The sequence below is a fragment of the Aeromonas sp. R5-4 genome (assembly GCF_040908215.1).
GTDB lineage: Bacteria > Pseudomonadota > Gammaproteobacteria > Enterobacterales > Aeromonadaceae > Aeromonas > Aeromonas veronii.
The window spans coordinates 1-20,360 of sequence record NZ_JBFODG010000033.1; the positions used below are offsets into that span (position 1 = coordinate 1).

General features: G+C 54.1%; 14 protein-coding genes and 2 riboswitches. Of the genes, 9 read left to right on the forward strand and 5 right to left on the reverse strand.

Annotation, left to right across the window (positions count from 1 at the left end; translation table 11 throughout):
• Positions 1–197 precede the first annotated feature (197 nt).
• The 7 genes from tssI (at position 198) to AB5Y83_RS17270 (ending at position 9,769) form a co-directional block, all read left to right on the forward strand.
• Positions 198–2,243: a type VI secretion system tip protein TssI/VgrG gene (gene tssI / locus AB5Y83_RS17240; protein WP_368175622.1), complete on the forward strand. Its 2,046-nt coding sequence runs from the start codon at positions 198–200 to the stop codon at positions 2,241–2,243.
• Positions 2,244–2,252: 9 nt separating this feature from the next.
• The gene (locus AB5Y83_RS17245) at positions 2,253–4,829 is read left to right on the forward strand and encodes an N-acetylglucosaminidase (RefSeq protein ID WP_368175623.1); all 2,577 of its coding nucleotides are present in this window, start codon (positions 2,253–2,255) and stop codon (positions 4,827–4,829) included.
• On the forward strand, positions 4,826–5,611 hold the full coding sequence (locus AB5Y83_RS17250; protein WP_368175624.1) for a hypothetical protein: 786 nt from the start codon (positions 4,826–4,828) through the stop codon (positions 5,609–5,611). Before AB5Y83_RS17245 ends, AB5Y83_RS17250 begins: the two co-directional genes overlap by 4 nt.
• 372 nt (positions 5,612–5,983) lie before the next feature.
• Positions 5,984–6,427, forward strand: coding sequence for a hypothetical protein (locus AB5Y83_RS17255; protein WP_368175625.1), 444 nt, complete (start codon positions 5,984–5,986; stop codon positions 6,425–6,427).
• 231 nt (positions 6,428–6,658) lie between these two features.
• On the forward strand, positions 6,659–7,021 hold the full coding sequence (locus AB5Y83_RS17260; protein ID WP_368175626.1) for a hypothetical protein: 363 nt from the start codon (positions 6,659–6,661) through the stop codon (positions 7,019–7,021).
• 375 nt (positions 7,022–7,396) lie between these two features.
• Positions 7,397–8,197: a lysozyme inhibitor LprI family protein gene (locus AB5Y83_RS17265; RefSeq protein ID WP_368175627.1), complete on the forward strand. Its 801-nt coding sequence runs from the start codon at positions 7,397–7,399 to the stop codon at positions 8,195–8,197.
• 414 nt (positions 8,198–8,611) lie between these two features.
• Positions 8,612–9,769: a 3-phenylpropionate MFS transporter gene (locus tag AB5Y83_RS17270; protein ID WP_368175628.1), complete on the forward strand. Its 1,158-nt coding sequence runs from the start codon at positions 8,612–8,614 to the stop codon at positions 9,767–9,769.
• A 61-nt stretch (positions 9,770–9,830) separates the two neighbouring features.
• Here AB5Y83_RS17270 and AB5Y83_RS17275 read toward each other — a convergent pair whose 3' ends face one another.
• The 3 genes from AB5Y83_RS17275 to AB5Y83_RS17285 are packed head-to-tail and all read right to left on the reverse strand — an operon-like array spanning position 9,831 to position 11,821.
• Positions 9,831–11,048 (reverse strand): hypothetical protein, encoded by a 1,218-nt coding sequence (locus AB5Y83_RS17275; RefSeq protein WP_368175629.1) that lies wholly within the window; start codon positions 11,046–11,048, stop codon positions 9,831–9,833.
• A gap of 7 nt (positions 11,049–11,055) precedes the next feature.
• Positions 11,056–11,265: a helix-turn-helix transcriptional regulator gene (locus AB5Y83_RS17280; protein ID WP_005335250.1), complete on the reverse strand. Its 210-nt coding sequence runs from the start codon at positions 11,263–11,265 to the stop codon at positions 11,056–11,058.
• A gap of 7 nt (positions 11,266–11,272) precedes the next feature.
• Positions 11,273–11,821, reverse strand: a complete 549-nt coding sequence (locus tag AB5Y83_RS17285) for a DUF2975 domain-containing protein (protein WP_368175630.1) — start codon at positions 11,819–11,821, stop codon at positions 11,273–11,275.
• Between the two features lie 215 nt (positions 11,822–12,036).
• Between AB5Y83_RS17285 and AB5Y83_RS17290 the strand changes: the two genes are divergently transcribed.
• Positions 12,037–15,492, forward strand: a complete 3,456-nt coding sequence (locus AB5Y83_RS17290; RefSeq protein WP_368175631.1) for a NahK/ErcS family hybrid sensor histidine kinase/response regulator — start codon at positions 12,037–12,039, stop codon at positions 15,490–15,492.
• 234 nt (positions 15,493–15,726) lie between these two features.
• Positions 15,727–15,814: riboswitch (cyclic di-GMP riboswitch) on the forward strand.
• Positions 15,815–15,917: 103 nt separating this feature from the next.
• Positions 15,918–18,512: a glycosyl hydrolase family 18 protein gene (locus AB5Y83_RS17295; protein ID WP_368175632.1), complete on the forward strand. Its 2,595-nt coding sequence runs from the start codon at positions 15,918–15,920 to the stop codon at positions 18,510–18,512.
• A 127-nt stretch (positions 18,513–18,639) separates the two neighbouring features.
• Here AB5Y83_RS17295 and AB5Y83_RS17300 read toward each other — a convergent pair whose 3' ends face one another.
• Both AB5Y83_RS17300 and AB5Y83_RS17305 read right to left on the reverse strand, forming a co-directional pair.
• Positions 18,640–18,873, reverse strand: a complete 234-nt coding sequence (locus tag AB5Y83_RS17300) for a hypothetical protein (protein ID WP_368175633.1) — start codon at positions 18,871–18,873, stop codon at positions 18,640–18,642.
• A 4-nt stretch (positions 18,874–18,877) separates the two neighbouring features.
• Positions 18,878–19,876: a diguanylate cyclase gene (locus AB5Y83_RS17305; RefSeq protein ID WP_368175634.1), complete on the reverse strand. Its 999-nt coding sequence runs from the start codon at positions 19,874–19,876 to the stop codon at positions 18,878–18,880.
• A 315-nt stretch (positions 19,877–20,191) separates the two neighbouring features.
• A riboswitch (cyclic di-GMP riboswitch) is annotated at positions 20,192–20,279 on the forward strand.
• Positions 20,280–20,360 lie beyond the last annotated feature (81 nt).

The following is a 20,360-nucleotide window of genomic DNA, read 5'->3' on the forward strand; positions in this document are numbered from 1 at the left end:
TGCGGAGGGATGGCAAAGCACTAAAGGGTGTCCTGTGATGCAGACCCGAACCGCTCGTAACCTGTTAACCCCTTTATCTTTGGTGGCCCTTGCGGTACCGGAGAGGGCGGTAGCGTGGCTGCGCGGCGAGGGCGTGTATGGGCGCGAGAGTTGGCAAGGGCTCAGGCATTGCTTGGCCGTGACAAGAGGGGAAAGCCATGGCTAATCAAACCGGATTGCAATTTACCGTCAAGGTGGGGGCGTTGCCCGAGAGCACCTTTGTGGTGGCCAGTTTTCAGCTGGATGAGGGGTTGAACCGGCCGTTCAATCTGCAGCTGGAGGTGGCCAGTAGCCAGCCTGATGTCGACTTTGGCGCCGTGCTGGACCAGCCATGCGAGCTGATGGTGTGGTACAACGGCGAGCTGCAACGCCGGGTCTGCGGGGTAGTGAGCGAGTTTGCCCAAGGGGACAGCGGCTTTCGCCGTACCCGTTACAGCCTTGAGGTGAAACCCGCCCTGTGGCGGCTGGGGCTGCGCCAGAATTCGCGCATCTTCCAGGCGCAAAAGCCCGACGAAATCCTCAGTATCCTGCTGCAAGAGCATGGCATCACCGACTACGCCTTTGCGCTCAAGAACGAGCACGCCCAGCGGGAATACTGCGTGCAGTATCGGGAGACCGACCTCGATTTCCTCAATCGTCTCGCTGCCGAAGAGGGCTTGTTCTACTTCCACGAATTTGAAGCAGGCAAGCACCGCATCGTCTTTGCTGACGATGCCGCCGCACTGACCGCTGGCCCCGAGCTCTTCTTCAACCTTGGCAACCGCAGCCTTGAGCAGGGCGCCTATGTGCGCCAGTTCCACTACCGCGAGGCGGTACGACCAAGCGATGTAGAGCTCAAGGACTACAGCTTCAAGACCCCGGCTTATGGTCTCTCCCACAAAAAGCAGGGCGCAGAGCTCGAGCACCAACGGGATACCTACCAGCACTTTGACTACCCGGGCCGCTACAAGCAGGACTCGAGCGGCAAGGCATTTGCCCAACACCGGCTCGATGCCCTGCGCAATGACGCGGTGGCGGGCAGTGGCAAATCCAACAGCGCAGCTCTGCTGCCCGGCCAAAGCTTCTCGCTGACCGAACACCCCAACGGCAGTCTCAACACCGACTGGCAAATCGTCCATATTCGCCACACCGGCGAGCAGCCACAAGCGTTGGAAGAAGAGGGCGGCAGCGGTCCGACCGTCTACCACAACGAATTTGGCGTGGTGAAGGCAAGCACCACCTGGCGGGCCCGCATCGGCAGCCCCGAGGCGCCCTACAAGCCGATGGTGGATGGCCCGCAAATCGCCATCGTGGTGGGTCCCGACGGGGAGGAGATTTACTGCGACGAACATGGCCGGGTGAAGCTGCAGTTCCCGTGGGACCGCTATGGCAGCTCCAACGACCAGAGCTCCTGCTGGGTGCGGGTCAGCCAGGGCTGGGCCGGTGGCCAATACGGCATGATGGCCATCCCGCGCATCGGCCACGAGGTTATCGTCTCATTCCTCGAAGGTGACCCCGACCAGCCCATCGTCACCGGCCGTACCTTCCATGCCACCAACCGGCCGCCGTATGAGCTGCCAGCCAACAAGACCCGCACCGTGCTGCGCACCGAAACCCACCAGGGCGAGGGCTTCAACGAGTTGCGTTTTGAAGACCAGGCTGGGCAGGAAGAGATTTATATCCACGGTCAGAAAGACCTGAACGTGCTGATTGAAAACGATGCTGCGTGGCACATCAAGCATGACCAGCACACCGACATCGACAACGAGCGGGTGACCCGCATCAAGGCCAATGACCACCTGACGGTAGAAGGCGAGAAGCGCGACCAGATCAAGGCTGACTATTCGCTGACGGTGGATACCTCCCTGCACCAGAAACTGGGCCAATCCCTGTTGGTGGATGCGGGTGAAGAGGTGCATATCAAGGTGGGTGACAAGTTGGTGCTGGAGGCTGGCTCCGAGATCACCCTCAAGGGGGGAGGCAGCTTTGTCAAAGTTGACCCGAGTGGCATCAAGCTGGTCGGCCCCGCCATCAAACTCAATGCCGGCGGCAGCCCGGGAGCAGGCTCTGGTTGGGCTGGTCAGGCTCCCATTACTCCCAAAGGGGTTGAGGTGGTCAAAGCCCCAGAACTGGTTGAACTGGTCCAGGCCATTCCTACCGAGAAGGCGATGGAGGCGCTCTTGAAAGAAGAGAAGCCCGCTGCGTTCTACCTCTTTTCTGAGTAAGGAGAAAGCATGAAGTTTGCATTTCCCATCCTCACTGCCAAAGGTGAAGAATTCAAGGATGTCAAAGCGCTGACTGCACTTATTAATGGCGAAAAATCCGGTCATTATCTCCTTGGCAATCACAACAAATGGCATGGTGGTATTCATATCAGCGACCAGAGCGCCCCCTGGTGCAAGGATAAATATCCTGTCCGAGCCATTGCTGACGGCAAAGTCGTGGCTTTTCGGATGATGAAGGATTATCTGACCTCTGAATTTCAGGGAGAGTCACTGCGTTATTCCAACTGCTTCTGCCTAGTCCAACACGAATATTGTGAAATCAATGCAGAAACAAAAGCTAAAAACGAGTTCACCTTTTATTCGCTCTATATGCACCTGTTGCCTTGGGATAAGTACCAAAGTACCGAGAAGCTGGTGTTGAAAAAGGGTTGGAATGCTCGCAATTCTGTCCCCCATAGGAATCCCAATGCAGAGCAGCAGCGTGCCGATGCTGCCTTGCCCCGTTTCACGTTGCCTAAGGATACCGAACTGGAGATGGATAGCAGCATTCCCCCCAAAAAGGGGAGTGTTGGGGGCAAGGAGTATGATTTCATCAAGGTAAAGATCAAGAGCAAGCTATCCAATGCCCAGATAAAAGAGGCTGAAAAGGCTGGCGTATTAGTCAGTGAAGGGAGTTCAGTCTGGATCGCCAATAGCCCGGATGCCGTGACCTTTATCAAGCCCAATGTGCCAACCTGGCTATTTGACCAAATAGAAGCTGAGCTGCTGACTAATATGATTGGCCGTTCGGATCCTGTTCTCAATGGGCCTACAGGTCGTCTAATGGCGGGAGACAAAAGTGTTTCTCTGCCTGCCGGCACCAAGTTGCAGTATGATGCCCACCAACTCGAATTTCATTGGATTGGTGACAAGGCTCGCAAGATGGCCAGATGTGAATATGTGACACCAAGTGCAGGTGGTGCTGCTGGTAGTTGTGGCATGGCTTGGGTGTGCGTCGAAGATGAATTTATCAAGGTCAATACCCGTACACCCTCCCATCTTGGCGAATTATATGTGTTGCCATCTCCCGTGCCGATCGCGGCGGGTGAGACCATTGGCTACCTCGGTCTGGTTGAAACGCCAAACTCCCTGATTGGGGGCAAGCAAAGCAAGCATCAGGTACATCTTGAGGTGTTCACCCAGGATCCCCGTCTGGACGATGTTCTAGCCAACAAGGCGGGAACGAAAGGTGGCGCTACCTATGCCAAAGTGCCTGCCGATTTGATCCTTCATGAGAAGAAGAGTGAGGGGGGTAAATCCAAGTGGGTAGCAACCAAGGACAAAAGTCAGGAAGTGCTGGTTGAATCACCCAAACAGGAAAAGGATGAAGCCAAGCAGGAGTGGGTCTGCGTGTCAGCAGATAAATATGTCAAGAAAGAGCAAGTTGAGTTATTGAGTCAACATGACTGGTTGAAGATCGGTTTTAAAAAGGTCGATGGTTCAGGCTCTGATGGCTATCTGGATCCCGATGCGCCACCCACCTTCTTTACCGAATTAGTAACGAGTTTTGATACCGACAAAAATGGTGAACTAAGTAGTAAAGAGATACAGGCCGCTCTACAAAATAGTGATAATGCCAGACAAATTCAAAAGTTAATTGTCAAGCATCCCAGTGAGTGGTATGAAAAATCATCAGCCAGTAGTTATCTATGGCTAGATAAACTTATGACCAAGATTGGTCTGCCTGACTTTGACTTATTGGTTGATCATGAGAAACAACGTATAGATAAGTTGGAGTGGATGCAGAGTGCAGCACAACTAAAGTTAGGGCCATCGTTGTGGCATATTCATCCATTAGAATTTCCTGGATATATAAAGTTAATTAATCGTATCACTTATATTTATACTCATTATGAGTGTACATTAGATGAAGCACTAAGTAAGCAAATGGCGTTAACTGGTGGTAATCGTCCGGTTTACGGTAATACTGGTGCGGTTACAAGATCCAAAGTTCGTAATTATATGAATCCGGAGCAGCATATGGAGGGTACTGATATATATCAATTCGTTGATCTTTCAGCTCCTTCAGGTTTAACAGAAAAAGATCTTGCGAAAATTCTAGAAGGCAAAGGCGTTCTATCAGGAAAAGCTTCTATATATTTGGCTGCAGCAGAGAAATATCACGTAAGTGAAGTATATCTCGTATCTCATTCTTTACTTGAAACAAATAATGGTAGAGCATCGTTTGCGAATGGTAGCAAACAACATAATGGACGCACTGTATATAACATGTATGGTATTGGTGTTTTCAATAGTAACCCTCAAAATGGTGTAACATTAGCATATAATAAAGGTTGGTTTTCTGTTGATGAGGCCATTGAGGGAGGGGCAAAATGGATATCTGAAAATTTCATTAACAAACGAGGAACTCCCAAAAATACTCTGTATAAAATGAGATGGAATCCAGCTGCCCCAGCGACAGGTCAATATGCTACGGATATCAACTGGGCATTGGCCCAAAAAAATGATATGAAAAAAATGTTTGATTTATTCCCTGATGCAAAAATTACCTTTGACATACCAGTATATAAGGACTCTTCATTGTGAGATTCATATCTTTAATGTTTATTGTTTTTTTTTCAGGTCTTGCAATTGCTAATTGCAACGAAAACTGGGAATATGCACCTCATATACAATTTGTTAACAAGAACATCGTTCAGAATAAATCTTTTTTTTATTCGTCGCCATTCGAAAAATATAAATCCTCAGACCTGTTTTTGATTAAAGGTGATAACTTTTACTCCTATATTAAAAGCAACGACTATATTTTTGGTAATTACATCAGGAAAAATGGCTCTGTTGTAAGTGGTTGGCTAAAAGCTGAAACATTAGTTGGGTCATTATCCAAATCGCATTACTCTCCTCCAGAAGTATCGAAATCTGATTTTGTTATTATTTCACCCTATAAAAACATCGAGTTAGGAAGTTCATATGAGCAGTTTTATAAAACATGGGGTAAATGTGAGATAAATAAGCAGCCTGATATTGGTATTTCAGGTAATTTTATTACTAAGGGTGATGAAACATATAAATACTTCGATAACTTTTGGAAAGGTTTTACAATTAGATCATCAAACATAAATTATCAATTAATAGGGATGGATTATAACTATTATAGAATAACAACCATAACAATTAACAGTAATAAATATATGACCAGCAGGGGTATTACAATAGGAGATACTACGGATAATATATTCGCTTCCTATGGTAAGCCATTAAATTCAGACAAAGTACAAGTAATATATAAATTTAAAAACAATACGCTGTCATTCGATATTAATAATGGTGTGGTCGAAAGTATTGTTATGGATGAACAAGCAGAGTGAAAGTTTAAAACCCACACCTATTCTCTACTATCTGTATAGATCCAGTTATCACCTGACACCGACCTCAAGCAGGTGACTTGTTTGCGCTTCTTTAGTGCGCACTACCTCCAGTATGAATATTTGGATGTTTTTGAACAGGCGGTAGGGAGCTTGACTACTCTAGCTTGCAAAGAGACGAGATATCTATCTTTAATGAATAATAAAAGAAGTTGTTGAATATGATTCTAGTTATGAATTGGCAACTATCCCTCCTAGTTGACATGGAAAATTGATTGAGAAATATATGGATTTTTGAGGTGCGTACAAAATATGAAGAGTGTTTTTTCCAAAAAATGCCATTTATAAATCATGGTCTTTTGGAGTTATTAAATAATGATAAGTAGAGTTTTATTTATATTGTTAGTTATTATTTCTTGTGTGGCCAATGCTAAATTTAGTTCGTATGTTGGTTATTGGTCTGTCAATTGTGGTGGGTTTGGTGGCAATCTAGTTGTATCTGATTGGGGGGCGGTGAGAGTAAATGTTAATGACAATAATTTATTAATTTCTGCGAAGTTGAGGGAGTTAACGACAAATTCTTCTGATCTGCTTTTTGTCGACATATTGGAGTCACGAAATGATAAGATAAATTGGTCATCTATTTCTTTAAATAAACCAGTTGCTAAATTGACTGTGAATGGTGGAATTCTTGTCGTTAAGTGGTATGGTTTTTTTGATATGAAAAAGAAAGAGTATGTGTGGAATACACAGCCTGATTTTATAGTAGGAACAAAGAGTAATGAAGCCATGATTATGAAGAAGTGTATTTTTGATTGAGTTCTGGAGCTTTATAATTTTACATATCTAGTTATCGCTTGGCTCCAGATTACACATTTTTCAATGTGCTTTGCTTTTTGTTGTACTATCTAAATATTTAAGAGGTATACAGGTTAATAATTCGGCTTTAAGTTTCATGTGTGTTGGTGTTGACTGTGGTGTTTATAATATAGAGTTAGAAATATTTTCATCCAAGACTAGATGTGACTGTGTGATATTCGGGTTGTGAAAATGAGGCATATTTTATTTGTTCTTTTCTTTGCGCATAATGCAATCGCTGGCAATAACTTGCAATGTTATGACTATTTGGCGGATGCGGTCCGCAATAGTAATTATGATTTTATATATGTTGCGGCTAAGGATGTAAATGTTATTGTAGATTCTGATGATGGCCAAGAAGTTAGTATGAAATTGACTTATGACACTGATGGCAATGGTAGTATTGGATGGGCATCATACATTTATTCTGATGCATCATTATGGAATACATCTGCTTACCTTGAAGATAAAATAAAACTGCAATACGGTGAATCAATAAAGAGTAAGTTGAAAAATTGTTTTGATTCCCAATATTCTTTGTCAAAGAAAAACTGACTATTAAAATATTATGATTAATATAGTAAGCTTTACATTCAGTTTGCATGAGTATGTTGGGTTATAGGATGAATACAAGTGTCTTGTTTACACTACTTTAGTGTGTGCACTTCTGTTGATGTTAATTCAAGGTCGTTTTGCAGCTAAGTGAACTCCCTCGGTGTCTTTCCCTGCTGAAAAACTGGGAGATATTTAGGTGCCAATCAGTTTTCTTTAGTGCCCAATTAACATTGAAAATATTTTAATTGTTGGGTCTTTTGTTTTCAGTGTTTTTTATAATTATAATGCTTTATATGTGAAAGGAGATATCCATTACTAATTGATGAGGCTTGATACTATTGTAATTGTTTTTTAATGTTAAGGATTGAATTGGATATGAATTTTAAATCTCTTGTTTTAATCTCAATGTTGAGTTTGTCGAGTGCTGTCAATGCTGGTATTTTTGACTCAAAAGAGGAAAAACAGCCTTTCAAATGTGGTCGTGAGGATGCGGTAAACGCATTAACAGAGGCTCTGCGTGATAATGCCTTGTCGAGGATGTCAGTATCACCAGAAAAACTCGATTTCTTTCAAAGTCAAGTCGAAAAGATTCCCGTTAGCATCTCTGATGTTTCGACTACAAGTGATTCATCACAAGAGTTACGATGTGTAGCGACTGTATCAATGACTGTTCCTGTTGAAGTCAGGGAGTTAGCACAGAAAGCCCCGGACGTGTTCTCTGAGTTTATTAGAGAAAGTCATGGGTTGTATAAAAATGGCAATGTTACGTGGAATGGTGTTTCTTATAAAGCAAGGCTGGCAGATAATGAAAAAGACATTTCGGTCGCTTTAGGGGAGACTTATTATGCCCCAATGTCATTAGCCAAGGCATCATACCTTGCGATCACTAAAGATGATATTGTTAAACGAAATGACCCATCTCGAGTTGCCATCGCCAAGCAAGCTTATGAAGCTGAGGATGCCCGCTTGAATAAAATTTGGAAAACTATTCCAGCATCTTTCAGAGCATCGATGAAAAATGAACAGGTTTCTTGGGTATGGCAGAAGGAGAATAATTGCGGCAATATTGAATCTGTAAATAATGCGAACTTGTCAATATCTGGTAAAGTGGAACTGTATGAGTGCCAAACCGAGATGACCAAGGCTAGAATAAAATATTTGAGTGGCCAGAAATAAGAGCCTCTATTTATACATCACTAAATTCTTGGCACTATATAGTGAGTTGATATTACATGACACCGGCTTAACGCCGGTGTTTTTTTATCGCTACAAATAGTTTTGGTGCAGGATAGCTCGAAGATTTGTTGTATCCAGATGATTTTTCGTTGTGAGGATGGATTTAAATTTGAATCCGAGATGCAGATCCTGGTGATGAGAAAAAGTGATTAGGGGACAAAAAAGAAACCCGCCGTGGGCGGGTGGAAGGATTGCAACACTAACCAGGAGGAGGTGTTACCAGGTAGACCCCACCTCTTCGGTAATAGTTCAATTTTATTGAAGTTTTTTCGTTTTCTGCGCAGGGTTTCCATCGGGATCTGCGGGGGCGGATGGGTTATCATTCTGCTCCCGTCATCCGGTTGCAGAGGATCTATGCCCGCGTTTTCCTGGTTAGCGCTCTTTTTCGGCGCCTTCTATTTTGTCTACGGTGCTTACTTGCCGTTCTGGTCGCTCTGGCTGGAAGGGGTGGGCGTCAGCGCCGAGATGATTGGTCTGCTGCTGGGGGGGGGGATGGCGATCCGCTTTGCCGGCAACCTGATGGTGATGGGGCAGATCAAGGGGGCGGGCCATCTGCTGCCGGTTACCCGGTTGCTCTCCCTGCTCAGTCTGCTGGCGTTTCTCGGCTTCTATCTCAGTCATAACCTCTGGTGGCTGGTGGGCTTGACCCTGCTGGCGAACTTTATCTATCCGACTCTGATGCCGGTGGGGGAGGCGCTGGCGACCCGCATGGTGGTGCAGGCGCACCTCGATTACGGCAAGGTGCGGCTGTGCGGCTCCTTTGCCTTTATCGTTGCCTCTACCCTGGTGGGGGCGCTGGTGGGCAACTTCGGTAGTGACTGGATTTTGCACACCATGGTGGCGGGGCTGGCGCTGATGCTGCTGCTAAGCTGGCTGCCGCTCTATCCGGCGCCACAGGATAGTCAGGGCGAGCGGGCCAAGGCGTCCTTGCTGGCAACCCTGCGCAGCGCGTCGGTGCGCCGCTTCCTGCTGCTGACCGCTCTGCTGCAGGGAAGCCACGCCGCCTATTACGGTTTCAGTGCCATCTACTGGAAGGCGCAAGGGTATAGCGGCACCATCATCGGTTACCTATGGGCGATCGGGGTGGTGGCCGAGATCTGCATGTTCGCCGCCGACAAGCGCTTCCTGCAACGCTTCGGGGCGCAGAGCCTCTTTATCGCCGGAGCCATCGGTTGCGTGGTGCGCTGGGTATTGCTGGGGGCTTCGACCGAGCTGTGGGTACTGGTGCTGGGGCAGCTGCTCCACTCGGTGACGTTCGGTATGAGCCATCTCGGGGCGGTGCGCTTCATGACCCGCCAGCTACCGGCCGAACAGTTGATCCCGACCCAGGCGCTCTATGCGGCCCTTGGCCTCGGCATGACGGTGGCGGCCCTGATGGCACTTTGTGGCGTGCTGTTCGAGCCTCTCGGCGGCGGCATCTTCTTCCTGATGGTGCTGGTGGTCTTGCCGGTCTTCTTCCTGCGGCTGCGCCCCTTTGCGCGTCTGCGCAGGAGAGGGCTCCGGCCTGATTGAATCATCACCTAACAAAAGGGAGAGCCACTGATCTCCCTTTTTCGTTGTCGCGGTTGCGCTGTTACTGCTGCTCGCCCAGATAGAGGCGGCTGAGGCGGCGCCAGGTATCCGAGCCGATGGTGCCGGCAAGCAGCTCATTGGATGCAGCATCAAAGCGGCCATCCGGCAGCCAGCCCAGTTGGGGCAGCAGTTGCGCCAGCGTCACGTCATTGTGTTGCAACTCCCGCTCCAGCGCTTCCCAGAAGGCGCTCCCCTTGACGTAAAAGAGCGGGTAGTAGGAGCGATCGCCCGCCAGCACCTCGCGAGCTGCCCGATAGAGGCCGCTCTCGCTATGGGGCAGCTGTTTGCCCCGCTCGGCCAGCTCGTTGACCGCCGTGACTTGATGCAGCCGAAAGCGGCGCAGCGCTTTGATGGCAAGGTACTCGGCGAGGCTCTCGTTGACCCAGGTGGGTTGTGGAGCAGAGTGGCGAGCGCTGAGGATATGCACCGCCTCGTGGGCCGAGGTGCGCAGCAGGCGCAAGGGGGCCTGTGGCGTCGGTTTGCCAGCCTGGGTGGGGTAGTTGGCGACAAACACCTGATCTCCGGCGGCACCGCCGAGGGAGCGGGTTGCCACATCCCGCCCCAGCCACACCAGTTGCCATGGATGAGTGGGCGGATCTACATCGAGCTGGAAGGCCAGATAGTCGATGATCTCATTCAGTTGCTGCTGCAAGGCCGGCAGATCGAGCTGGTTAGCGGTCTCGTCATGGCTCAGCACCAGCCGCGGATCCGGCTTGGTGACGGGCACAGTGTCCAGACCAAATGGCAGGATCAGCGGCGGCCGGTTGACATCCGGCAGCCGTTGGCAGCTGCCATCCGGCAGACATACCTTTCCTTGGCGGCTCCCCATCTGGCGCACAAAGTTACCCCACTCGGTCAATAGCCACTGGTTGGGAGCAAACAGCAGCGACTGTTGGGCCGAGGCATCCGTACCCTCTGTCGGAGCCGGTGTGAGTGTGATCTGCCAGCCGATCTCCTTGCAAGAGAAGGGCTGGTTGAGGGCAACCGGCTGGTTGTCTGCAAGGCAGACCAGCGCGGGGGAAACCGGCGCTGCACTGCCCGGCAACTGACGAGAGGGGAGCAGGGTAAAGGGAGATTTGCCCTGCATGGATAGGCGCACTTGCAGCACATTGGCGCTGGCGCCCTGCTCGATAAGGTAGCGGGGGCCGTTCGCGTCATTGCCAGCGCAGGCCCACAGCGGCAGCAGCCACAGGGCAAACAGGGTGATATGACGACTCATAAGGGGGTTAGCGCTCCTGCTCGTAGCCCAGCAGATCGCCGGGTTGGCATTTGAGTTCACGGCAGATGGCCTCCAGAGTGGAGAAGCGCACCGCCTTGGCGTGGCCATTCTTGAGGATCGAGAGGTTGGCCTCGGTGATGTCGATGCGCTGGGCCAGCTCGCGGGCGGTCATTTTGCGCTCGGCCAGCAGGGCATCGAGCCGGATGATAATGGGCATACGTTCCTCACACCGTCAGTTGCTGTTCATCGGCCAGCAGTTTGGCCTCGCGCATGACCAGTGCCAGCGCCAGTACGATCAGTCCCGCCAGCAGTACCCGGAAATCGGAGGTACTCAGCGCTATGGTACCGAGTACTTCCGGGCCTCTCATGGTGAGCACCGTATCCAGCAAGGGGGTCAGGATCAATTCGACCAGGAAGGTTGTACAGAGCAGCAGTCCGATCTGCCGGTAGCGGCGGATCTGCTCGAAGGTGAAGAGCAGACCGGCGCGGTAGCCGCGAAACAGCTGACGCAGTTGCCAGAGCATCATCATAAAGACCAGATCCGGCAACAGCTGCACCAGGGTGCCGAGCAGCCGGGTGGAGAAGTGAAGGGGATAGTCGGCAGGATTGATGCCGGGACGGCTCAAGATGGTGTTGAGCTTCTCCTGCAGAAAATCGGCGCCACCGAAGGGGGTCCACACCTCCAGCAAAGTGATCAAAGGGGTCGCCAGCAGTGCCAACTGTAGCAGCCATTCGATCAGCATGCTCGAGCGTTCGAGTTTGTTGGAGATCATCTCATTCCTCACTGTGATGGTTTTATCTGAAAGGTAAAGTTTATCGTTTATCAATATTTACATCGGCAATGTTTATTGTTTTACGATATACAGTCAAGATGAAACTTATTGAAAAACGATAATTTCAATCTGTCCGAAGGGGATGACTTTTGGCTGCAGCCTCTCTAGACTGGCGAGGCTGTATACAAAAACTCAACATGGACAAGGAGTTATCGATGCACCAGGGATGGCTGCTGATCGGATTGTCGCTCACCTATCTGGGGCTGCTGTTTCTGATCGCCTTCGTGGCAGACAAGCACAAACGGCACCGTCTCAAGGGGCAACCGCTGCTCTACAGCCTGTCGCTGGCAGTCTACTGCACCTCCTGGACCTTCTTCGGCACCGTGGGGCAGGCGAGTGAATCCCCCTGGTCGCCGGTGCCCATCTACCTTGGCCCCATGCTGGTCTTCCTGTTTGGCTGGCGGCTGCTGGCCCGCCTTATTTTGGTGGCCAAGCGCGAGCACATCACCTCCATCGCCGACTTTATCGCCGCCCGTTACGGCAAATCCCAGCGGCTCGCCATGGTGATCGCCCTCATCGCCATCATGGGGATCCTCCCCTATCTGGTATTGCAGCTCAAAGCCATCGTCACCGGGCTGGATCTGCTGATGGTCAACAGCGGCGGCATCAGCCCGACCAGCAATACCAGCGAGTTGGCGCTCGGGGTCACTCTGCTGCTGGCGCTGTTCAGCATCCTGTTCGGTACCCGCCATCTCGATGCCACCGAGCACCACAGGGGGATGGTGGTGGCCATCGCCTTCGAGTCGGTGGTCAAGTTGCTGGCCTTTATCGCGGTGGGGGGCTTTGCCCTCTGGCTGATCCTGAGCAAACCGGGCGAGGCTCACGAGCAGGTGACCCGCGACTTCTTTGCGCAGGTGGTGGCGGTGAGCCCCGGCAACCTGCTGGAGCTTGCCATCTACACGGTGCTGGCGATGTGCGCTGTTATCTGCCTGCCGCGCCAGTTTCATGTGACTGTGGTGGAGAACAATCAGGGGCAGGATCTTCACTGGGCGCGCTGGATCTTCCCGTTCTACCTGTTCGTGATGGGGCTCTTTATCTGGCCGCTGGCGCTGGCGGGCAAGCAGTGGGTCGGGGCTGACATGGCCTCCGACACCTATGTGATCAGTCTGCCGATGGCCCTCGGTTTCGATGGCATGGCGATGCTGGCGTTTCTCGGCGGCACCTCGGCGGCCACCGGCATGGTGATCGTCTGCACCATCGCACTGGCGATCATGGTGAGCAACGATCTGGTGCTGCCGGTGCTGTTACGCCGCTTCTGGCGGCAGGGGCGCGACGAGCGGCTGGTGCGGCTGCTGTTGCAGGTGCGCCGTGGCGCCATCCTGCTGATCTTGCTGGCGGCCTGGGGGCTCTACCTCTGGCTCGGCGATCTCACCAGCCTTTCCCGCATCGGCTATCTCTCCTTTGGCGCGGTGGCCCAGTTTGCGCCGGCCCTGCTGCTCGGTCTCTACTGGCGTCACGGCAATCGCAAGGGGGTCTATCTTGGGTTGAGCCTCGGGGTGAGCCTCTGGTTCGTCACCCTGCTGGTGGAGAGCGGGCTGCTGGCCGGTTCACCGCTCGCTGAACTGCTGGCGCCGCCGGACTGGCCTGCGTTTCGCGAGCTGAGTCTCGGGGCCTGGTGCATCTTCCTGAGCTTGCTCTTCAACCTGCTCGGCTATGTGGCTGGTTCCTTGCTATCGCGCCCTGCGGTGAGCGAGCGGCTGCAGGCGGCCAACTTTGTCGGCAAGCCGAGCCGCGATACCGCCGCCCTCTATCAGGCGCGGGTCTCGGTCAAGGAGCTGGAGATGCTGGCGGCCCGTTTCGTCGGCTCAAGCCGGGTCAGGCGTGCCTTTGGTCGCTTCGCCGGTGAGCGCGGCGGCACCTTGGCGCCCCAGATGCAGGCCTCGGCCGAACTGATTGCCCACACCGAGCGGCTGCTAGCGGGGGTGTTTGGTACCTCGTCGGCTCGGCTGGTGCTTGCCTCTGCCCTGCAGGGGCGCAACATGCAGCTCGAGGAGATCGCCACCATAGTCGATGAGGCCTCCGACGTGTTTCGCTTCAACCGCGGCCTGCTGCAGGGGGCGATCGAGCATATCGGGCAGGGGATCTCGGTGGTGGACAGGGAGCTTCGGCTGGTGGCCTGGAACCGCCGCTACATCGAGCTGTTCCACTATCCGCCGGGGCTTATTCAGGCTGGGCGTCCCATCGAGGAGATCATCCGCTACAACGCCCAGCAGGGGCTCTGTGGCCCCGGTGATATCGAGGATCACGTGGCGCGGCGGGTTGCCTTTATGAAGCGCGGCAGCGCCCATATCTCGGCGCGGGAGCGCCCGGACGGGCGGGTGATCGAGATGCAGGGCAACCCCATGCCCGCCGGTGGTTTCGTCATGACCTTTACCGACATCACGCCGTTTCGCGATGCGGAACGGGTGCTGCGCGAAGCGAACGAACATCTGGAGGCACGGGTGGCCGAGCGCACCCGTGAGCTCTCCGAACTCAACTGCCAACTATTGCTGGTGAACCAGCAGGTGGAGCGGGCCAATCAATCCAAGAGCCGTTTTCTGGCGGCGGTCAGCCACGATCTGACCCAGCCCCTCAATGCCGCCAAGCTGTTTACCTCCTCCCTGCTGGAGATGTTGCCCGATGCTGGCGAGCAGGCCCGCATCGCCCGCCATATCGACGATGCGCTGGGGGCGACCGAGGATCTCATCACCGATTTGCTCGATATCTCGCGGCTCGAAGCAGGCAAGTTCAAGGCCAAGAAGCTCGACTTCGCCCTGCGCGATCTGCTCGACAACCTCAAGGCGGAGTTTGGCGTGCTGGCCCAGGCGGGGGGGATCCACTTCTCGGTGGTGGAGAGCAAGCACGCGGTGCACAGCGATGTGCGGCTGCTGCGCCGGGTGCTGCAGAACTTCCTCACCAATGCGTTTCGCTACAACCCGGGCGGCCGGGTGCTGCTCGGTTGCCGCCGGATGGGGGAGAAGATCCGCATCGAGGTATGGGACAACGGCCCCGGCATCCCGCAAGACAAACAGGAGGCGATCTTCGACGAATTCTCCCGCCTCGATCACTCCCGCACCGCCAAGGAGCAGGGGCTGGGTCTGGGGCTTGCCATCGCCCGCGGCATCTCGCAGGTGCTCGGCCATCAGCTCACATTGCAGAGCTGGCCGGGCAAGGGATCGGTCTTTGCGGTGACCCTCAATCTGGCGACCCGGCCGGTCACGGCCCATCAGCTGGCGGCGCCGGTGGTGCGTGACAGCCAGCTGGAAGGTGTAACCGTGATCTGTATCGACAACGAGCGGGACATTCTGACCGCCATGAGCACCCTGCTCGGCCGTTGGGGCTGTGAGGTGCGCTGCGCCGTCGATCTGGCCGAAGCCGAGGCGCTGGTGGCAGACGGGTTTGTGCCGAGACTGGTGCTCTCCGACTACCACCTCGATGACGGCAAGACCGGGTTGGAGGCGCTCGCTGTCCTGCAACGGGTGTGTGGCGACGAGCTGGGAGGCATCATCATCAGTGCCGATCGCAAGAGCGAGTTGCAGGCGCAGATCCGCGAGCGGGGGTATGGCTACATCAGCAAGCCGGTCAAACCACTCAAACTGCGGGCCCTGATGAACAGCCTGCTGATGCGCTAGCCGCAGCCGGGGCGGCTAGCCGTGAACCGGCTCACAAAACCGCGCAATGATCCTGTGGCCCGTGGTCATGGATGAATGCCGAAAACAGAGGTTTATTGGCGAAGATCTCTTCATCTTCCTGCGTAATGGCTGCCAGTTACTCTTTTGGCTTGCCACTGTCGGTGAACGCCGACAGTGGCAGACCGGATTGGCTCACTCTATAGTCGGGATGCGATTTTTTGCATCGCAAATGAAGTAACCGAAGGGCAAACCGATCGCAAGATCGGGACGCAAAGCTTCCGGTCCAGGGATGAGCCGTACTTGAGATAGCGGGGCCACCACAGGTTGTTGTGCACCTTTGCCAAGAGGCCGCACTGCCGTCTGCGTTACCTGTCAGGGCGTAGCCCTTTTCGTTGCCAACATAACGAAATAGGGAAATATAAAAAATGCTAAGTCCAAAGCCTACCATGCTGGCCCTTGCGGTCGGTCTGTGCTGCGCCTCGTCCGTTTATGCAGCGGCGCCCGGCAAGCCGACCATCGGATGGGGCCCCACCAAGTTTTCCATCGTTGAAGTCGATCAGGCGGCCACTGCCTACAACAATCTGGTCAAGGTAAAGGATGCCGCTGATGTGGAGGTGAACTGGAACCTCTGGAGCGGTGACCTGGGCCAGAGTGCCAAGGTGCTGCTCAATGGTCAGGAGGTGTGGTCCGGCCCCTCGGCCGCGGCGGGCAGCGCCAAATTCAAGGTGAAGAAAGGGGGGCGCTACCAGATGCAGGTGGCGCTGTGCAACGCCGATGGTTGCACCCTCTCTGATGCCAAGGAGATCGTGGTCGCCGATACCGACGGCAGCCATCTGGCGCCACTCAAGGCGCCGCTGCAGGAGAACAACAAGCCCTACGCCAACAAGTCCGGCAAGGTGGTGGGGACTTATTATGTGGAGTGGGGAGTCTATGGCCGCAAGTTTACGGTGGACAAGATCCCGGCCCAAAACCTGACCCATATCCTCTATGGTTTCACTCCCATCTGCGGCGGGGATGGCCTCAACGACAGCCTCAAGGAGATCGAAGGGAGCTTCCTGGCGCTGCAGCGGGCGTGCGCCGGCCGCGCCGACTTCAAGGTGGCGATGCACGATCCCTGGGCCGCCATCCAGATGCCGCAAGGCAGCCTCACTGCTCATGACGAGCCCTACAAGGGCAACTTTGGCGCCCTGATGGCGCTCAAGCAGGCCTATCCGAACCTCAAGATCCTCCCCTCGGTCGGTGGCTGGACCCTCTCCGACCCCTTCTATTTCCTCGGTGACAAAACCAAGCGTGACGTGTTTGTCGGCTCGGTGAAAGAGTTCCTGCAGACCTGGAAGTTCTTCGATGGTGTGGATATCGACTGGGAGTACCCGGGCGGACAGGGTGCCAACCCGAAACTGGGCAGCCCGAGTGATGGTGCCACCTATGTGGCCCTGATGAAGGAGCTGCGCGCCATGCTCGACGAGCTGGAGGCAGAGACCGGTCGCCAGTATGAGCTCACCTCGGCCATCGGGGCGGGGGGCGACAAGATCCAGGATGTGGACTACAAGGCGGCCCAGCCCTACATGGACCACATCTTCATGATGACCTACGACTACAACGGCGCATGGAGCAACACCGAGCTGGGCCACCAGACCAACCTCTATGCGGCGAGCTGGGATCCCGATACCAAGTACACCACCGACAAGGCGGTCAATCAGCTGCTGGCGCAGGGGGTTGAACCGGGCAAGCTGGTGGTCGGGGCCGCCATGTATGGCCGTGGCTGGACCGGGGTGAACGGTTATCAGGGCAACAACCCCTTCACCGGCAAGGCGACCGGCAAGGTGAAAGGCACCTGGGAGGACGGGGTGGTGGATTACCGCGACATCGTCAACAACCGGATGGGGGCTGGCTGGGAGAAGGGCTACGACGAGGTGGCCGAGGCGCCCTATCTGTTCAAGGCGGCGACCGGCGATCTCATCACCTATGACAACGAGCGCTCGGTCAAGGCCAAGGGGCAGTATGTGCTGGCCAACAAGCTCGGTGGCCTCTTCTCCTGGGAGATCGATGCCGACAACGGCGACATCCTCAACGCCATGCACGAGGGGTTGGGTCACGGCAGTGGCGTCACGCCACCGGCCAACAAGCCGCCGCTGGCCAATGCAGGCAGTGACCTCAAGGTGACCGGCCCGACCGAGGTGACGCTGGATGGGTCGGCCTCCCACGATCCGGAAAACAGTGCGCTCAGCTACAGCTGGAAGCAGATCTCCGGCCCGCAGGTTGTCCTGCTCGATGCCACTCAGGCCAAGGCCCGGGTTGTACTCGATGCCGTGTCCGCCGACATCAATCTGGTGTTCGAGCTGACGGTGACCGATGACCAGCAGTTGAGTGCCAAGGATCAGGTGGTGGTGACCAACAAGGTGCCGCAGGCCAATCTGGCGCCGGTGGTGAGTCTACCTGCCACGGCCTCTGTGGAGGCGGGCAAGCAGGTGACCATCAAGGCGACCGCCTCTGATCCGAACGGTGATCCGTTGACTTATCAGTGGAGTGTGCCGGCAGGCATCACCGCAACGGGTCAGAACAGCGCCACTCTGGTGGTCACCGGCCCGAACGTCACCAGCGACACCGGCTATGACCTGAGCGTCACCGTCTCCGACGGCGGGCTGGATGCCAGCGCGGCAACCCGTCTGACGGTCAAACCGGCCAGCAGCGGCGGTGGTTGCACGGCGACCGATCCGGATGCGGCCAACTGGCCAGCCTGGAAAGCGGCAAGCACCTATAACAGCGGCGACAAGGTGAGCCACAACCAGCTGGTGTGGCAGGCCAAGTACTGGACCCAGGGCAACGAGCCGAGCCGCACCGCGGATCAGTGGCTGCTGGTGAGCAAGGTGCAACTGGGTTGGGATGCCAATGTGGCCTACAACGGTGGCGAGCTCACCACCCATAACGGCCGTCAGTGGAAGGCGCAGTACTGGACCAAGGGCAATGAGCCCGGCAAACACGACGTCTGGCAGGATGTGGGAGCCGCCAGCTGTAAATAAGCATTGAATGGTGGCGGGGCATGCCAGTCATGCCCCGTTTTTTCTCCCCGCTTAGCCACATTCTGGCGGGTCTGCCAACCGGTTTCCCCCAGCTTCTCTCTTGTGCTTGCAAAGCGGCCCTTCCGGGCTAGTGATTAATGCTCTCCCCGCTTGCTGGCATCTGTGCCGCACGCTGCTCTTTGTGGTGCCACTTGTGTTGATACATGTCGGCATCGGCTCTGGCAAACGCGGCGGCAAAGTCGCCGCGATAGGGGGCCATCCCCATACTGCACGAGATAGTGGGGGAGGCGCTGGCCAGCATGGTGGTCAGCCTGATCATCGCCTGTTGCAGTTCGGTCGGTGTCAGAGTGGTGAGCAGCACAAACTCATCCCCGCCGAAGCGGGCGGCAATCCCCCCCCTGACCAAAGTGCTGGCGTATCCCTGCAGCGATAAGGCGCAGGGCCTGATCACCGGCCAAATGGCCACAGCTGTCATTGAGCTGCTTGAGATTATCCATGTCGATCAGCAGCAGGGTACCTTCCGGCTGTGCTTGCAGAGCGAGTTCGAATTGCTGGCGATTGGCGAGCCCGGTCAGCTGGTCGGTATTGGCCAGCTGATAGATGCGGCGGGACTGCTGATAGATGGTGATGGCGTGGCGAATATCCAGCGCCAAGATCGCCATCAGGTGGCTGTCGTAGCGGGTAAAGGCATTACGTTTGCTGCTGTCCATATTGATCATGCCGTAGAGCTGACCATCGATATGGATCGGGGTCGCCAGCGTGGCCTGGATGGGCAGGTCGGTGCAGTTGACCAGCAGCTCTCTGTCCTGTTCGGACAGGGGCATGGTGGCATTTATCTTCGACAGGTCGTTGATCAGCAAGGTTTTGTTGCAGCGCCCCTGAGTCAGCTTGTACTGAAAGGTGTGCTCCAGCGGCAGATTGATCCGCCGCAGTTTCACCAGATCCATGCCGATGGCGGCTTCATACCTCAACATGCCTGTGCCCGGCAGCAGCTTGATCAGGCAGCCCATCTCGGCTCCTGGGATCAACATCACTGCTCGTCTGAGCAGATCCTCCAGAAAGGCCTCTTCGGTCTGGTATTGCGCCGAGTTGCGGGCTAGTTCGGCGGTGGTTTCGTTGATCTTGAGCGCCTCACTCAGATGCTGCCACTGGCGGTGCAGATGGTAGCGGTAGTGGCGATAGAGCCAGAAGGTGCAGAGAAGGTAGCTCTGGACTAGCAAGGTGCTGGCAAGCGGCGCCCTTTGCCAGCCATTGAGGCTGTTGATAAGCCAGATCATCCCGGCCAGTGGCAAGGCATAAATCGTCAAACGAACAAATTTGTCGTATCTGGATAACCGGGTGCGTGAGGGCAATTCGCTGGGCATGAAGACACCTGCTGGCCATGCAAAGCGGCGATTATAAATTCATTAGTTGCGATACAGATGGGTCTTTTGTCGCATATTGTTCTTACTCATTGATTTTTCTCAATTTGGTGTGATGCAGATCAAAAAAATGGTGTGAGGTATCTGGTTGGAGGTGATGAGATTATGTCTGCATATCCGGCTGTTTTTTAAACATTAATTTCTTGAAAGTAGGTAATTGTCGGGGTTGGTAACTGGTGGGCTGGCAATGGTCCGATTTGCTTACTTATCAGAATTACCCTACAGTCAATCGGCGATTATTTATCGCCAGAAATAACGTTGTGACAAGGGCAAACCGATTGAAAAGTCGGGACGCAAAGCTTCCGGTCTAAGGGTCAAGACGACCTAGGATAGCGGGGCCACCACAGTAGTATGCAGGCTGCCTTTGCCAAGGGGTGGCCGTTTTTGTGTCACCTGTCGTGTTGCGTTGCCCTTTCGTTTTTCCCAT

Excerpts from the sequence above, each read along its gene's own strand:
- tssI (WP_368175622.1), top strand. The coding sequence starts at position 198 with ATGGCTAATCAAACCGGATTGCAATTTACCGTCAAGGTGGGGGCGTTG.
- AB5Y83_RS17245 (WP_368175623.1), top strand. The coding sequence starts at position 2,253 with ATGAAGTTTGCATTTCCCATCCTCACTGCCAAAGGTGAAGAATTCAAG.
- AB5Y83_RS17255 (WP_368175625.1), top strand. The coding sequence starts at position 5,984 with ATGATAAGTAGAGTTTTATTTATATTGTTAGTTATTATTTCTTGTGTG.
- AB5Y83_RS17260 (WP_368175626.1), top strand. The coding sequence starts at position 6,659 with ATGAGGCATATTTTATTTGTTCTTTTCTTTGCGCATAATGCAATCGCT.
- AB5Y83_RS17265 (WP_368175627.1), top strand. The coding sequence starts at position 7,397 with ATGAATTTTAAATCTCTTGTTTTAATCTCAATGTTGAGTTTGTCGAGT.
- AB5Y83_RS17270 (WP_368175628.1), top strand. The coding sequence starts at position 8,612 with ATGCCCGCGTTTTCCTGGTTAGCGCTCTTTTTCGGCGCCTTCTATTTT.
- AB5Y83_RS17275 (WP_368175629.1), bottom strand. The coding sequence starts at position 11,048 with ATGAGTCGTCATATCACCCTGTTTGCCCTGTGGCTGCTGCCGCTGTGG.
- AB5Y83_RS17280 (WP_005335250.1), bottom strand. The coding sequence starts at position 11,265 with ATGCCCATTATCATCCGGCTCGATGCCCTGCTGGCCGAGCGCAAAATG.
- AB5Y83_RS17285 (WP_368175630.1), bottom strand. The coding sequence starts at position 11,821 with ATGATCTCCAACAAACTCGAACGCTCGAGCATGCTGATCGAATGGCTG.
- AB5Y83_RS17290 (WP_368175631.1), top strand. The coding sequence starts at position 12,037 with ATGCACCAGGGATGGCTGCTGATCGGATTGTCGCTCACCTATCTGGGG.
- AB5Y83_RS17295 (WP_368175632.1), top strand. The coding sequence starts at position 15,918 with ATGCTAAGTCCAAAGCCTACCATGCTGGCCCTTGCGGTCGGTCTGTGC.
- AB5Y83_RS17305 (WP_368175634.1), bottom strand. The coding sequence starts at position 19,876 with ATGCCCAGCGAATTGCCCTCACGCACCCGGTTATCCAGATACGACAAA.